A 13,921-nucleotide genomic window follows, 5' to 3' on the forward strand; every position below is an offset into this window, starting at 1 on the left:
TTCACCCTGTAGCAAACCGATACCCGTCGGATGCGTCAGGCCTGTTTGACGATGCGGATCAGCACTAGAAGGATGACGGCGCCGATCGTCGAATGGATGATGGCGGCCAGGATACCGCTGCCGATGCTGACGCCGAGATAGGGAAACAGCGCGCCGGCAATGAAGGCGCCGACGATGCCGATGACAATATTACCGATCAGGCCGAAGCCGAACCCAGAGACAATCAGGCCTGCAAGCCAGCCGGCGATGGCGCCGACAATCAGAAAAACAACAATGCTTTCGATACCCATGGATGGTTCCTTTCCGTTGTATCCGCAAGAAGCAAGATAGAGCGAAAAGAGGATTGCGTTAGAGGGGAAATGCATTCCTGGGCGACTTTTTTGCCGCTCGAAACCTGGAAATGCCGCTGAGGTGGCATTTTTTTCGCAAAAGGGCTGAAATGGTGGCCCGAAAACAGAAAAAGGCCCGAGGGTTCGGGCCTTTCTGAAGAAATCGACTGCCCTTAGACGATGCCGCCACCGCCGCTCTTCGATGCCGGGCGTTCGCTCGAGACCTTGGCCCGGTAACCGCTTGCCCGATAGGCCGCGACCGGCGAAATCGCGCCCCCGGCCTCGTAACGGGACATGGCGAGAATGGGCTCGACATGGGTGCGGAACGCGGCTTTCAGCGTTTCCGTCGCCATCAGCGCGTCGTTACCGTCCTGATAGGCTTCGAGCGCCTTGCGATCGACGATCAGCGCCTGCGCATAGGCGCGGCTGACTTCGGTCGCCGAGTTCATCAGGCTTTCGATCGGGTCGGTGACGTTATGGCTCTGGTCGAGCATGTGCATCGGCGCAAAGCCCTCGGCCTTGCGTGTCTCCGCATCGACCAGTTCGTTGAAGACGAGGAACAGCCGGTAGGGATCGATCGAGCCCGTATCCAGATCGTCGTCGCCATATTTCGAATCGTTGAAATGGAAACCGCCGAGTTTCTTGAACTGGATCAGCCGGGCAACGATCATCTCGATATTGACGTTCGGCGCGTGATGGCCGAGATCGACCAGGCAATGGGCCTTGGGGCCGAGTTCCTGGGCGATCAGGTAATTGGTTCCCCAGTCCTGCACCACGGTGGAGTAGAAGGCCGGCTCGAACATCTTGTGCTCTGAGAAGATCTTCCAGTCGTCCGGCAGGCCCTTGTAAACAGCCTTCATCGCATCGAGGTAGCGCTCGAAGCTCTTGGTGAAATTCACCTGGCCAGGGAAGTTCGAACCATCACCGATCCAGACGGTCAGGGCGTTGGAGCCGAGCGCTTTGCCGATCTCGATGCATTCGAGATTGTGATCGACGGCCTGCTGGCGTGTTGCGGCGTCGGCGTGTGACAGCGAGCCGAACTTGTAGGAATGGGCCTGGTCCGGTGCGTCCGAGAAGGTGTTGGAGTTCATCGCGTCGAAGCCGAGGCCCAGCGCATTTCCTTTTTCCTTCAGTCCCTTCAGATCGTCGACCTTGTCCCAGGGAATATGCAGCGACACTGTCGGCGTCGCCTTGGTCAGCTGCTGGATGACCGAGCAATCCTCGATCTTGTCGAAGATGTTGCGCGGCTCGCCGGTACCGGGGAAGCGGGCGAAACGCGTGCCGCCGGTGCCGACGCCCCAGGAGGGGACGGCAACTCCGTAAGCAGATACTTTCTCTTTGATCGTATCGATATCGATGCCCCGGCGTGCCAGTTGCTGGCCAAGGTGGTCGTAGTCAGCCTTCAGGTCGGCAATGCGCGCGGCATTGTCGGCGTCGATGACGTCTTTTTTGATCATCAATGTCATGTCGCTCTCCGGCTCAGCGCGTGAACGACTGGGCATTGCCCGCGTCGACATTGATGATGTTGCCGGTCGACTTGGCCGACATGTCGGAGGCGAGGAAGTAGATCGCCTCGGCAATGTCTTCCGGGAAGACGCTGAGCTTCAGCATCGAGCGTTCGCGATACATCGCTTCCAGCCCTTCCATGTCCGTCTTGTAGACGGCGGCGCGCTGTTCCTTCCACTCACCGCTCCAGATTTTCGAGCCGCGCAAGACGGCATCCGGGTTGACGACATTGACGCGGATCTGGGCGGATGCGCCTTCCAGCGCCAGGCAACGGGCGAGATGGATTTCGGCAGCCTTGGCGGTGCAATAGGCGGATGCGCCGGGGGATGCGGCAAGGCCGTTCTTGGAGGCGACGAAGACGACGTTGCCGCCGGCCTTCTGATTGCGGAAGATGCGGAATGCTTCGCGCGAGACGAGGAAATAGCCTGTCGCGAGGATGTCCATGTTCTTGTTCCACAGCGCCAGCGTCGTGTCTTCGATCGGCGCGGAGGAGGCAAGGCCGGCATTGGAAACGAGAATATCGAGACCACCGAATTCGAGCAGCGTATCGGCGAAGCTCGTCTGCACGGCAGTTTCGTCGGTGACGTTCATAGTGACGGCGCGGACGAAATCCTTGCCGTAGCGGCCGCCGAGTTCGCTCAAGGCTGATGCCAGTGCCTCCTCGTCGATATCGGCAAGCACGACGCAGGCGCCTTCGGCCATTAGCCGGTTGGCCGTTGCCTTGCCGATGCCGCCGGCGCCGCCGGTGACCAGGGCGATCTTGCCGGCCAGCATCTTCGGCTTCGGCATGCGCTGGAGTTTCGCTTCTTCCAGCAGCCAGTATTCGATGTCGAAGGCTTCCTGTTCCGGCAGGCCGACATAGGTCGAGACGCCGGAAGCGCCGCGCATGACATTGATGGCGTTGACGTAGAATTCGCCGGAAATACGGGCTGTCGCCTTGTCCTTGGCAAAGGTGATCATGCCGACGCCGGGAATAAGGTAGACGACCGCGTTCGGATCGCGCATCGCCGGGCTGTTGCCGCGCTTGCAGCGCTCGTAATAGGCGGCGTACCCGGCACGGTATTCGGCGATGGCCGCTTCAAGGCCGGCGAGCGTTCTGTCGATGTCGGGGTTGGCCGGATCAAAATCGATCACCAGCGGGCAGATCTTCGTGCGCAGGAAATGGTCGGGGCAGGAGGTGCCGAGTGCTGCCAGTGGCGCGAGGTTCTTCGAGGTGACGAAATCGAGCACGGCCTGGCTGTCGTCGAAATGGCCAAGCTTGCGCTCGTCGGCGCTGATCATGCCGCGAATGACCGGCATTAGCTTTTGCGCGACAGCCCGGCGTTCGGCGGCTGGCAAGACCGGCTTGACGGCGCCGCCAAAGGCAGGCGCCGTGTTCGTTGTTTCAAACCAGGCAATCGCCTTGTTGATGATTTCGATCGTCGTTTCGTAGGCTTCCTTGGCCGTGTCGCCCCAGGTGAAGAGCCCGTGGCTTTCCAGGATCAGCCCGCGTGCGTTCGGGTTTTCCTGGCAGAATTTTCCGAGCCACAGGCCGAGTTCGAAGCCCGGTCGCTTCCAGGGCAGCCAGCCGATATCATCGCCGAATATCTGTTGTGTCAGCTCACGGCTGTTCTTCGAAGCCGCGATGGCGATGATGGCATCCGGGTGCATGTGGTCGACATGCTTCTTCGGCACGTAGGCATGCAGCGGGGTGTCGATCGAAGCGGCGCGTGGATTGAGGTTGAAGGTGCAATGCGGCAGGTAGCCGACCATCTCGTCTTCATGCTCAAGGCCGCGGTAGAGACCTTTCAGGGCTTCCAGCTTCTCCATGTAGAGCGTCGAAAAGCCGTCCATCTTGATGGTGCCGACATCGCCGCCGGAGCCCTTGACCCAGAGCACTTCGACGGTCCCACCGCCGAGCGGATCCTTTTCCATGACCTTGGCGGAGGTGTTGCCGCCGCCGTAATTGGTGATGCGCTTGTCGGAGCCGAGCAGATTGGAGCGATACAGCAGCCGCTCCGATTCGCTCATCGCCGCTGCCTTGGCGTCATCCCAGAGATTGGCAAGGCGCGTGCCTTGTTGCTTGTCGAGCATCTGCATTTCCTCCCGGTCAATTCTGCGCCGGGCCTGAAGCCATGAGCGCATTCGTTGCCGTCAGATCACATAAAATCCGCGCCGATGTCAATCAGAAACGATCAAAAACGATCATATTGCACTGCACAATGAAAAAATATGACTGAATATGATTGACAATGCGCGGTCGTGATGGAAGCATAGGCAGTGTTGGAGGAGCGAAATGCACGAGAAAGAGCGACACAGGATTATTCTGTCAGCCGTCCAGGACAAGCCGGTCATTACCGTGCCTGAACTGGTCGATCTCACGGACAGTTCCGAAGCGACGATCCGCAGGGATATCGCGGCGCTGCATGTGCAGAAGCGGCTTCGCCGGGTGCGTGGCGGCGCGGAAGCGATCAACCCGCCGCAGTTCGTTGGCTTGGCCGGCCGCCCGTTCAGCGTGAACGAGGGCCTGCATGCCCGCCAGAAGCAGGCGATCGCCAAGGAAGCCGTCGCGCTCTGTCAGGACGGCGAGCCGATCATCATCAATGGCGGCACCACGACCTTCCAGATGGTGCATTTCCTCGCCAATCGCCGCATGCAGGTTTTCACCAATTCCTTTCCGATAGCCGAGCATCTGCTCAAGCATTCGAAGAACACGGTGATGCTGTCCGGCGGCACGATCTATCGCGAGCAGAACATCATCCTCAGCCCCTTCGACAATGACGTGACGCGCAATTTCTATGCGCGCCGCATGTTCATGGGGGCGCAGGGGCTTGGGCCGCTGGGTTTGATGGAGGCTGACCCTCTGCTCATCCAGGCCGAACAGAAGCTGATCGACCAGGCCGACGAACTCGTCGTGCTGATCGACTCGTCGAAATTTCACAAGCGTTCCAGCCTCATCCTGTGTGGGCTGAAGCGCATCACCACGGTGATCACGGATTCGGGCGTCGAGGACAGGCACGTCCAGATGCTCGAAGATGCAGGCGTCGGTTTGGTTATCGCCAATACGAGGTCGAGCATTGTCGAAGAGAATGCTTCATCGTCGGCCTGAAACCGGTGAGGAGCGGGGAGTGGGAACCGCCGAAGGCGAATGTCGTCCGGCAGAACTTGAAAGCATAAAGCCGAATGAACGCGTTCATTGTGATCGCGCGGCTTCAGGGAGGAGAACGTCATGAAAATTTTGAAGGCATTGATGGTCACGACGGCGGTGTCGCTGGCGCTGATGGCAAACGCCGCGCATGCGGAAAACAAGAAGATCGCCCTCGTCGTCAAGGCGCTCGGCATCGGCTTCTTTGAAGCCGCTAACAAGGGTGCGCAGGAAGCCGCCAAGGAACTCGGCGACGTCGAAGTGATCTATACCGGCCCGACGACGACAACGGCTGAAGGCCAGATCGAAGTCATCAACTCGCTGATCGCCCAGAAGGTCGACGCGATCGCCGTTTCCGCCAACGATACGGACGCGCTGGTTCCGGCTCTGAAGAAGGCCATGGAACGCGGCATCAAGGTTATTTCGTGGGACTCCGGTGTGGCCAAGGAAGGCCGTCTGATGCATCTGAACCCGTCGTCCAGCCCGCTGATCGGTAACATGATCATCAAGCTGGCCGCCGACCAGCTGCCTGATGGCGGCGACGTCGCCGTTCTTTCGGCAACGGCCACCTCGACCAACCAGAACGTCTGGATCGAGGAAATGAAGAAGGTCCAGGGCAACTACAAGGGCATCAACGTCGTTGCCACCGTTTACGGCGACGACCTCGCCGACAAGTCCTACCGCGAAACGCAGGGCCTCATCCAGTCCTACCCGAACCTGAAGGCGATCATCGCTCCGACCTCCGTCGGCATCGTTGCCGCCGCACAGGCCGTCGAAGACGCCGGCAAGGTCGGTCAGATCAACGTCACGGGGCTCGGCCTGCCGTCGGAAATGGCTGGGCACGTCAAGGCCGGTTCGTCCAAGTCCTTCGCAATCTGGAACCCGATCGATCTCGGCTATTCCGCCACCATGATCGCCTATGACCTGATCGGCGGCGCGGAAGCCAAGCCCGGCGCCGAACTGAAGATGGGCCGCATGGGTACCGTCAAGCTCGACGACAACAACGAAGGCGCCATGGCCGACCCGTTCGTCTATGACGCCAAGAACGTCGAGGAATTCGCCAAGATCTTCTGATTTTTGAAGATCCACTTCTCCCCCGGCGGGGAGAAGTGCCGAGTGAAACGAGGCGATGAGGGGGTGGTGCGGCATAAGCTGACGATGCCGCAAGCCCCCTCATCCGACCCTTTGGGCCACCTTCTCCCCGCTGGGGAGAAGAGGGAGGTGCCTAAACCTCCCGATATTCCTTTAAACCAACCGGTGGATTGCCTCTTGCTGCAGGAAACGACCACATCGCGGATGAAACCCGCTGTTGCCCTTGAAGGCATCTCCAAGTCCTTTCCCGGCGTGAAGGCGCTGTCCGATGTCTCTCTCGCCTTGTATCCAGGCTCCGTCACGGCGCTGATCGGTGAGAACGGCGCGGGCAAGTCCACCCTCGTCAAGATCCTGACCGGCATCTACCAGCCCGATGGCGGCACGATCCGTGTCGATGGCGAGGAAACCCACTTTCCGACCGCACTCTCCGCAGCGCATGCCGGCGTCACGGCGATCCATCAGGAAACAGTGCTGTTCGACGAACTGTCCGTGGCCGAAAACATCTTCCTCGGCCATGCGCCGCGCAATCGTTTCGGTCTGATCGACTGGAAGAAACTCAATGGCAATGCCCGCGATCTGCTGCGCCGGGTCGGCGCTGAAATCGATCCGACCATCCGGCTGCGCGATCTCGGCATTGCCAATAAGCATATGGTGGCAATCGCCCGGGCTTTGTCGATCGACGCCAGCGTTGTTATCATGGACGAGCCAACGGCCGCTTTGTCGCACAAGGAAATCCACGAGCTTTACGAACTGATCGACCGGCTGAAGGCCGACGGCAAGGCGATACTGTTCATCAGCCACAAGTTCGACGAGATTTTTCGTATCGCCGATCGCTACACCGTCTTCCGCGACGGAGGCATGGTCGGCGAGGGGTTGATTTCCGACGTCACGCAGGATCAGCTGGTCAAGATGATGGTCGGCCGCGATGTCGGCCAGGTCTTTCCGAAGGTTGACGTGGCGATCGGCGAACCGGTCCTCACCGTCTCAGGCTATCGGCATCCGACCGAATTCGAGGATATTAATTTCGAGCTGCGCCGCGGCGAAATCCTCGGCTTCTACGGCCTGATCGGTGCCGGGCGTTCCGAATTCATGCAGTCGCTGATCGGGATCACCCGGCCGTCTGCCGGTGCGATCAAGCTGAATGGCGACGTCCTCGTCATCCGTTCCCCCGCCGAGGCTATCCAAGCCGGCATCGTCTATGTGCCGGAAGAGCGCGGCCGGCAGGGTGCGATCATCGGCCTGCCGATCTTCCAGAACGTCACGCTGCCGTCGCTGCAGAAAACCTCGCGGGCCGGGTTCCTGAAGCTTGCCAATGAATTTGCCCTGGCGCGCGAATATACGCAGCGCCTCGACCTGCGCGCCGCTTCGCTCGATCAGGACGTCGGCACGCTGTCGGGCGGCAACCAGCAGAAGGTTGTCATCGCCAAGTGGCTGGCGACGCAGCCGAAGGTCATCATTCTCGATGAGCCGACCAAGGGCATCGACATCGGCTCCAAGGCTGCCGTGCACGCCTTCATGAGCGAACTGGCAGGGCAGGGATTGAGCGTCATCATGGTCTCCTCGGAAATCCCTGAAATCATGGGCATGGCCGACCGCGTCATCGTCATGCGCGAAGGCCGCATCGCCGGACGTTTCGAACGGTCCGAACTGACGGCGGAAAAACTCGTGCGGGCCGCTGCCGGCATCGCGGAGGCCGCGTGATGGCAAAACTGCTCAAGAACCGCGAAATTCTGCTGGTCCTGGCGATCATCGCGCTGGTCTTTGCGATCGCGCTACGTTTTCCCGGTTTCGTTGCGCCGGCCAATCTGGCGCGCGTCTATAATGACACGTCCATCCTGATCATCCTGGCGCTCGGCCAGATGGCCGTGATCCTGACGCGCTGTATCGATCTGTCGATGGCGGCCAACCTGGCGCTCTGTGGCATGGTCGCGGCGATGATCAATGCCGCCTTTCCGGGCGTGCCGATCCCGTTGGTCATCCTCGCCGTCGTTGCTCTTGGCGCCGCACTCGGCTCGATCAACGGCCTGCTTGTCTGGAAGCTCGATATCCCGCCGATCGTCGTGACACTCGGCACGCTGACCATCTTTCGCGGCATGATCTTCCTGCTGACAAATGGCGCCTGGATCAACGCGCACCAGATGAGCGACGCTTTCAAGGCGCTGCCGCGCGCGCCGCTGATCGGTTTTCCTGTCCTGTCCTGGCTGTCCATCGTCGCCATCGCCGCGGTCTATATCCTGATGACGCGCACCCCTGTCGGCCGCGCCTTCTTTGCGGTCGGCGGCAATCCGCATGCCGCCGTCTATACCGGCATCGATGTCGGCCGCACGCGCTTCCTCGCCTATTGCCTCTCCGGCGGTCTCGCTGGTCTCGCCGGCTATCTCTGGGTGTCGCGCTATGCGGTTGCCTATGTCGATATCGCCGCCGGCTTCGAACTCGATATCATCGCGGCCTGCGTCATCGGCGGCATTTCGATTGCAGGCGGCATCGGCTCCGTCGGTGGCGCGGTCCTCGGCAGCCTGTTCCTCGGCGTCATCAAGAATGCGCTGCCGGTCATCAATATCTCACCGTTCGCGCAGCTGGCAATTTCCGGAACGGTGATCATCATCGCCGTTGCCGTCAACGCCCGCACCGAAAAGCGCAAGGGCCGTGTCATTCTCAAGAAAGCGGAGGCGGTCTGATGGCTGAGCTGAATCTTTCACCCAGGGTCATTCCAGATCGGCTCCAGAGCAGGGGCAGCCGCGCCCTGAAAAGCTGGGAGAGCCTGCTGCTTGTCGTAGCCGTGCTGATCTTTGCGATCAACTCGTTTGCCTCGCCCTATTTTCTCGATCCGTGGAACCTGTCCGACGCGACCTTTAATTTCACCGAGAAGGCAATGATCGCCTTTGCCATGGCGCTGGTCATCATTGCCGGCGAGATCGACCTCTCCGTCGCCTCAATCATCGCCTTGTCCTCGACAGCCATGGGCCTTGCCGTCACTATGGGCGCCGATACGCCGATGCTGGTCGTCGTCGGCCTCGGCACCGGGCTCCTCTGCGGCGCGGTCAACGGCCTGTTGATCACCGGTCTCGGCCTACCGTCGATCGTCGTCACCATCGGCACGATGAGCCTGTTCCGCGGCCTGTCCTTTATTATCCTCGGTGACCAGGCCTATACCGGCTATCCGGCCAGCTTCGCTTATTTCGGCCAAGGCTATGTCTGGTGGGTTTTCTCGTTCGAATTCGCCCTCTTCGCAGTTTTCGCGGTGATCTACAGCGTGCTGCTGCACAAGACCAATTTCGGCCGTGCGGTCTATGCCATCGGCAACAACCAGACGGCCGCGCTGTTTTCCGGCGTGCGCGTCGGCCGCGTCAAGTTCATCCTCTTCCTGCTGACGGGCCTGATGGCCGGCATCGCCTCGATCTGCCTTACCTCGCGTCTCGGCTCCACCCGTCCGTCGATCGCTCTCGGTGTCGAGCTGGAAGTGGTGACGATGGTGGTACTTGGCGGCGTCAGTATTCTCGGCGGCTCCGGCACCATTCCGGGCGTCGTGCTGGCGGCCTTCATAATGGGCATGGTCACTTTCGGCTTCGGCCTTCTCAATGTTCCCGGAATCGTCATGTCGATCTTCATAGGCGTGCTGTTGATTTCCGTCATCGCATTGCCGATCCTGTGGGCTCGCGCACGCCGCCGTGTTGCGCACTGAAGGGCCGCCATATGCAGAAATATGCCTTTAGGATGCGCCTGAACCCCGGCATGGCTGAGGAATACAAGGTCCGGCACGATGCCATCTGGCCTGAACTGTCCGAGCTTTTGACGTCTGCCGGCGTATCCGACTATTCGATCCATCTGGACGAAGAGACCGGCCTGCTGTTCGGCGTTCTCTGGCGGCGTGACGATCACACCATGGATGATCTTCCCAATCATCCCGTGATGCGGAAATGGTGGGCCTATATGGCTGATATCATGGAGACGAAGGCCGATAACGAGCCGGTCGCCGTGCCGCTTACCACCGTCTTCCATATGAAGTGATCCCATGAAAACCATCGCCGTCATCGATATCGGCAAGACGAATGCCAAGGTCGCCCTTGTTGATCTCGATCGCTTCGAGGAAACGGCGGTGCGCAAGACCGCCAATGGCGTGTCGAATGACGGGCTCTACCCGCATTTCGACGTCGAGCGTTTGTGGCGGTTCATCGTCGAAAGCCTCAAGGCGCTCAACGCGGAGACGCCGATCGATGCGATCTCCGTCACCACCCACGGCGCAACGGCGGTGCTGCTGGATAAGAACGGCGACCTCGCCCTGCCGCTGCTCGATTATGAGTTCAACGGCCCGGATACGCTGGCGGCGGATTATGACAGGGTAAGGCCGCTTTTTTCGGAAACCGGCGCTGCGCGGCTGCCGGGGGGGCTGAATATCGGCGCGCAGATCTACTGGCAGGAGCGGACCTTCCCGGACGCGTTCGCCAAGGTCGCAAGCATCCTGACCTATGCGCAATACTGGTCCTATCGGCTGACCGGCATTCTCTCCACGGAACTGACCTCGCTCGGCTGCCACACCGATCTCTGGAATCCCTATTTGGCGGATTTTTCCACGATGGTCGATGCGCGTGGCTGGCGGCCGCTTTTTCCGCCGGTTCGCCGGGCAAGCGACCTCCTGGGCGGGTTGACGGCGCAAGCAGCGAAAGACAGCGGTCTGCCGGAAGGTCTGCCGGTTTTCTGTGGTATCCACGATTCCAATTCTTCCCTGCTCCCCCATGTCCTGATACGGCAAGCACCTTTCTCCGTGGTCTCCACCGGAACCTGGGTGGTGATCATGGCAATGGGCGCGAAAAAGGTTGCGCTGGATGAAACACGCGACACGCTCATCAACGTCAATGCGCTGGGCGATCCGGTGCCGTCGGCGCGCTTCATGGGCGGACGGGCGTTCTCCACCCTGATGAAGGATCAGGCCGTGATGGTTTCCGGGGAAATCGAGGCCAGGATTGCAGCCGCCCAATGGATGCTTCTGCCATCGGTCCCCGAAGGGTCGGGGCCTTTCCCGCACATGAAGGCGCAATGGACCTGCGACGAGGCTTCGTTGACCGGCCCCGAGCGCTTCGTTGTCGTATCCTTCTATCTTGCACTGATGAGCGCGACCTGCCTCGATCTGATCGGCGCGCAAGGGGAAATCGTTGTCGAGGGGCCGTTCGCGGCGAATGCGACCTATCTGCGGATGCTGAGCGCGGCAACGGGACGGCCCGTGCTGATCGGCAGCCAGAGCGCTACCGGCACCAGCCTCGGGGCCGCATGTCTTGCCGACGGCAGCCGGGCTCAGGTTCATACTTTGGAGTTTATCGGGGAAATGCCTGCGGATTACGCGGGGTATGCCGAAAAGTGGCGCTCTGAAGCAGTTCGAGAATGATACTGCGCCTGCGGCAGCAATGTCAGGTTTGAAAGCTATGCAGCTCTGGAAGAACTTGCCGTAATTTTAAAACACGCGCGAGTTCAAAGACTTGCGATCGTCCTCGATATTCAGCAGCATGGAGATCGCTGCCAGTGTGAGGGTGGCGATAAGCGTAGCGCTCAGTCCCAGAACAATCATTGCTCGTCCCTTCTACGTCATCATCATGATGCCGCTTCAGCTTGACCGGCTATGCTTGCGCATGGCTTGCGCCGGTCAGAATAGGCAGTAGTTAATAAACCACCCTCTTTAGATCAACTCCCAAGTTTTACCATTGAGAACCTGTTGTTTCTTCGGCGGGCGCAAACCCCCGGCTTGCATGCGGTTGCGCCCGGTTGCGGCAATACGGGTCTAATTTTAGCGAAAGCAGATACGGACCATCAACCGTTAACCTTCAAGCAAGGAATTAACCATAAACATGGTCGTACACGTCGGAGTGGGAAAATCTACTTCCAGGCAAGGCATGATGCCGTACCGACGAACCGGTTCTGATCCGGTATGCACTTTCACCGGATAACCTATTGGGAACGAAGCGGCCGAATGCCGTGGCCGGGCCGCGTTGCGCCTTCGCCACGTGTATCTGCAGAACGGCATGCTTGGGGATAACCCCTTTGGAACGTCCGTTGAGCTTATGAGCTGCGCGCCCTTCAAGGCATGTGGCGTGAGAGCAATAGATTGAATTTCTAAGGAATACCTCTGGAAACCGTACGGTTTTCGAGAATTGCGCACCGGACCGGGGAACAGCGTTGAGGCAGGAAACGTCGCCAGATCAGACCAGGAAGGCTCAGGCAGGCAGCCTGCTCGAGCGCTTGCGTTTTGCAGGGCTCGACGAAGACCAGACCGATGTTCTGCGCAAGAACCGCCAATCCCTGGGCGCTCAGGTGGAACTTGCGTTGCGCGACCTCTTCCAGCGCCTCCAGACCTTTCCGGAAGCCGCGCGTCATTTCACCAGCGATCGCCAGATCGAGCGCCTACACGACCTTCAATCCTCACACTGGAGCGTACTCACCGACGCCCGCTTCGACAGCCTCTATGCCGAGCGCGTCAAGGTGCTGTCGGATGCCGAGAGCAAGATGGGCCTTGATCCGCGCTGGCAGATCGCCGGCCATGCCGTCGTGCTGGAGCGCCTGATCTGTTCGATGGTCGAGGAGTTCTGGCCCAAATCGGTGCTGTCGCTTGGCAAGTCGCGCAAGCAGGAACTGGCTGACCTCGTCACTGCTCTGGTGCGCACCGTTTTCGTCGATACCGAAATTTCCGTCTCCCTGCGCTTCAACGAGCAGCGCCACAGCCATCAGCGTCAGCTCGCCGAGCAGCGCAAGGCGGGTGAAGCTGAAGCGCTGGCTCTGTTTGGCGATGTCACCCAGGCGCTCGGCCGCGGTGATCTCTCCGTTCGAACGCCAAACGACGTGTCCGCCGCCTACCAGCCCCTGGCACAGGAATTGAATGGCGCGCTCGACGCAATGCAGCGCCAGTTCATTGGTCTCTCCGATCGTGCCGATGCGATCGAAACGTCGTCGCGCGAACTTGCGGGCCAAACCGGGCAATCCGCCGCCCGTGCGCAGGAACAGTCGGAAGCGCTTAGCGAAACCGTGAAGTCACTCGGCGCCATCGTCGACCGCGTCAAGCACAATGCGGTCCAGACGCGCGCCGCCGAAAAAAGCGTTGCCGTCACCCGCCAGTCCGCCGAACACAGCGGCGAGATCGCCGGCCAGGCGATTTCCGCCATGGCCGACATCGAAACGTCGGCTGAAAAGATCGGCCAGATCATCGGCGTCATCGACGAGATCGCCTTCCAGACCAATCTGCTGGCGCTCAATGCCGGCATCGAAGCAGCGCGGGCCGGAGAAAGCGGACGAGGGTTTGCCGTCGTGGCCCAGGAAGTCCGCGCCTTGGCGCAGCGCTCCGGCGACGCGGCCCGTGAAATTAAGCAGCTGGTCTCGAACACGAAATCCCAGGTCGAAGCGGGCGTCGAGCGCGTCGGCCGGACCCAGGCCGCGATCAGCAGCATTGTCGAGCAGGTCCGGGGCATCAACGATGCCATCGCCGGAATAGCCGAGGAAACCGCGGAGCAGGTTACAAGCCTGCAATCGGCGACATCCGACCTCGGCCGCATCGGCTCCGAAATTGGCGCGGTTTCCACTCAGGCCGCCGGCGCGAAGGAGACCTGCGACGACCTGCACACCGTCATCCTCGAACTCGGCCAGACAATCCGCCAGTTCCACGTCCAGCGGCATGCACCGAAGGCGGCCGCGGCACAGTCATATTCCGCGACTGTCGCGGTTGCGGCCGGACGGCGGGATGAAACAGCCGACGAGCCCAATGACGGGTTCGACGACGGCTACGGCCTGCAGGGCCGCCTTGCCGGATGGGGACGCTGATGCAGAGCCGCCACAAGCACAATCAGCCACCGTCCGCGATCTTCGAGCTTCAGCGTGTCCGCTCAAAGGCGCG

Annotated in this window: 11 protein-coding genes; 8 read left to right on the forward strand and 3 right to left on the reverse strand. The window is 60.5% G+C overall.

Annotation, left to right across the window (positions count from 1 at the left end):
* Positions 1-35: 35 nt before the first annotated feature.
* From J2Z75_RS26390 to J2Z75_RS26400, 3 genes are all read right to left on the reverse strand, one after another.
* The gene (locus tag J2Z75_RS26390) at positions 36-290 is read right to left on the reverse strand and encodes a GlsB/YeaQ/YmgE family stress response membrane protein (RefSeq protein ID WP_209856561.1); all 255 of its coding nucleotides are present in this window, start codon (positions 288-290) and stop codon (positions 36-38) included.
* Between the two features lie 212 nt (positions 291-502).
* Positions 503-1,795, reverse strand: a complete 1,293-nt coding sequence (rhaI, locus tag J2Z75_RS26395; RefSeq protein ID WP_209856563.1) for an L-rhamnose catabolism isomerase — start codon at positions 1,793-1,795, stop codon at positions 503-505.
* Positions 1,796-1,808: 13 nt separating this feature from the next.
* Positions 1,809-3,908 (reverse strand): bifunctional rhamnulose-1-phosphate aldolase/short-chain dehydrogenase, encoded by a 2,100-nt coding sequence (locus J2Z75_RS26400; RefSeq protein WP_209856565.1) that lies wholly within the window; start codon positions 3,906-3,908, stop codon positions 1,809-1,811.
* Between the two features lie 202 nt (positions 3,909-4,110).
* On the opposite strand from J2Z75_RS26400, the gene J2Z75_RS26405 reads away from it, so the two are divergent.
* The 8 genes from J2Z75_RS26405 (at position 4,111) to J2Z75_RS26440 (ending at position 13,848) form a co-directional block, all read left to right on the forward strand.
* Complete coding sequence (locus J2Z75_RS26405) at positions 4,111-4,923, forward strand: DeoR/GlpR family DNA-binding transcription regulator (protein ID WP_209856567.1); 813 nt, start codon at positions 4,111-4,113, stop codon at positions 4,921-4,923.
* 120 nt (positions 4,924-5,043) lie between these two features.
* Entirely contained in the window at positions 5,044-6,033 is a 990-nt protein-coding gene (gene rhaS / locus J2Z75_RS26410; RefSeq protein ID WP_209856570.1) for a rhamnose ABC transporter substrate-binding protein, read from the forward strand.
* A gap of 222 nt (positions 6,034-6,255) precedes the next feature.
* On the forward strand, positions 6,256-7,752 hold the full coding sequence (locus J2Z75_RS26415) for a sugar ABC transporter ATP-binding protein (RefSeq protein ID WP_209856572.1): 1,497 nt from the start codon (positions 6,256-6,258) through the stop codon (positions 7,750-7,752).
* A complete protein-coding gene (locus tag J2Z75_RS26420) occupies positions 7,749-8,729 on the forward strand; it encodes an ABC transporter permease (RefSeq protein ID WP_209856574.1) in 981 nt (326 codons plus the stop codon). Before J2Z75_RS26415 ends, J2Z75_RS26420 begins: the two co-directional genes overlap by 4 nt.
* A complete protein-coding gene (locus tag J2Z75_RS26425; RefSeq protein ID WP_209856576.1) occupies positions 8,729-9,733 on the forward strand; it encodes an ABC transporter permease in 1,005 nt (334 codons plus the stop codon). Before J2Z75_RS26420 ends, J2Z75_RS26425 begins: the two co-directional genes overlap by 1 nt.
* A gap of 11 nt (positions 9,734-9,744) precedes the next feature.
* The gene (rhaM, locus tag J2Z75_RS26430; protein WP_209856578.1) at positions 9,745-10,059 is read left to right on the forward strand and encodes an L-rhamnose mutarotase; all 315 of its coding nucleotides are present in this window, start codon (positions 9,745-9,747) and stop codon (positions 10,057-10,059) included.
* A gap of 4 nt (positions 10,060-10,063) precedes the next feature.
* On the forward strand, positions 10,064-11,431 hold the full coding sequence (locus tag J2Z75_RS26435; RefSeq protein WP_209856580.1) for an FGGY-family carbohydrate kinase: 1,368 nt from the start codon (positions 10,064-10,066) through the stop codon (positions 11,429-11,431).
* A 785-nt stretch (positions 11,432-12,216) separates the two neighbouring features.
* On the forward strand, positions 12,217-13,848 hold the full coding sequence (locus tag J2Z75_RS26440; RefSeq protein WP_209856582.1) for a globin-coupled sensor protein: 1,632 nt from the start codon (positions 12,217-12,219) through the stop codon (positions 13,846-13,848).
* Positions 13,849-13,921 lie beyond the last annotated feature (73 nt).

This window comes from Rhizobium herbae (genome assembly GCF_017873135.1).
GTDB lineage: Bacteria > Pseudomonadota > Alphaproteobacteria > Rhizobiales > Rhizobiaceae > Pararhizobium > Pararhizobium herbae.

Excerpts from the sequence above, each read along its gene's own strand:
- J2Z75_RS26415 (WP_209856572.1), top strand. The coding sequence starts at position 6,256 with ATGAAACCCGCTGTTGCCCTTGAAGGCATCTCCAAGTCCTTTCCCGGC.
- rhaS (WP_209856570.1), top strand. The coding sequence starts at position 5,044 with ATGAAAATTTTGAAGGCATTGATGGTCACGACGGCGGTGTCGCTGGCG.
- J2Z75_RS26400 (WP_209856565.1), bottom strand. The coding sequence starts at position 3,908 with ATGCTCGACAAGCAACAAGGCACGCGCCTTGCCAATCTCTGGGATGAC.
- J2Z75_RS26405 (WP_209856567.1), top strand. The coding sequence starts at position 4,111 with ATGCACGAGAAAGAGCGACACAGGATTATTCTGTCAGCCGTCCAGGAC.
- J2Z75_RS26390 (WP_209856561.1), bottom strand. The coding sequence starts at position 290 with ATGGGTATCGAAAGCATTGTTGTTTTTCTGATTGTCGGCGCCATCGCC.
- J2Z75_RS26425 (WP_209856576.1), top strand. The coding sequence starts at position 8,729 with ATGGCTGAGCTGAATCTTTCACCCAGGGTCATTCCAGATCGGCTCCAG.
- rhaM (WP_209856578.1), top strand. The coding sequence starts at position 9,745 with ATGCAGAAATATGCCTTTAGGATGCGCCTGAACCCCGGCATGGCTGAG.
- J2Z75_RS26435 (WP_209856580.1), top strand. The coding sequence starts at position 10,064 with ATGAAAACCATCGCCGTCATCGATATCGGCAAGACGAATGCCAAGGTC.
- rhaI (WP_209856563.1), bottom strand. The coding sequence starts at position 1,795 with ATGACATTGATGATCAAAAAAGACGTCATCGACGCCGACAATGCCGCG.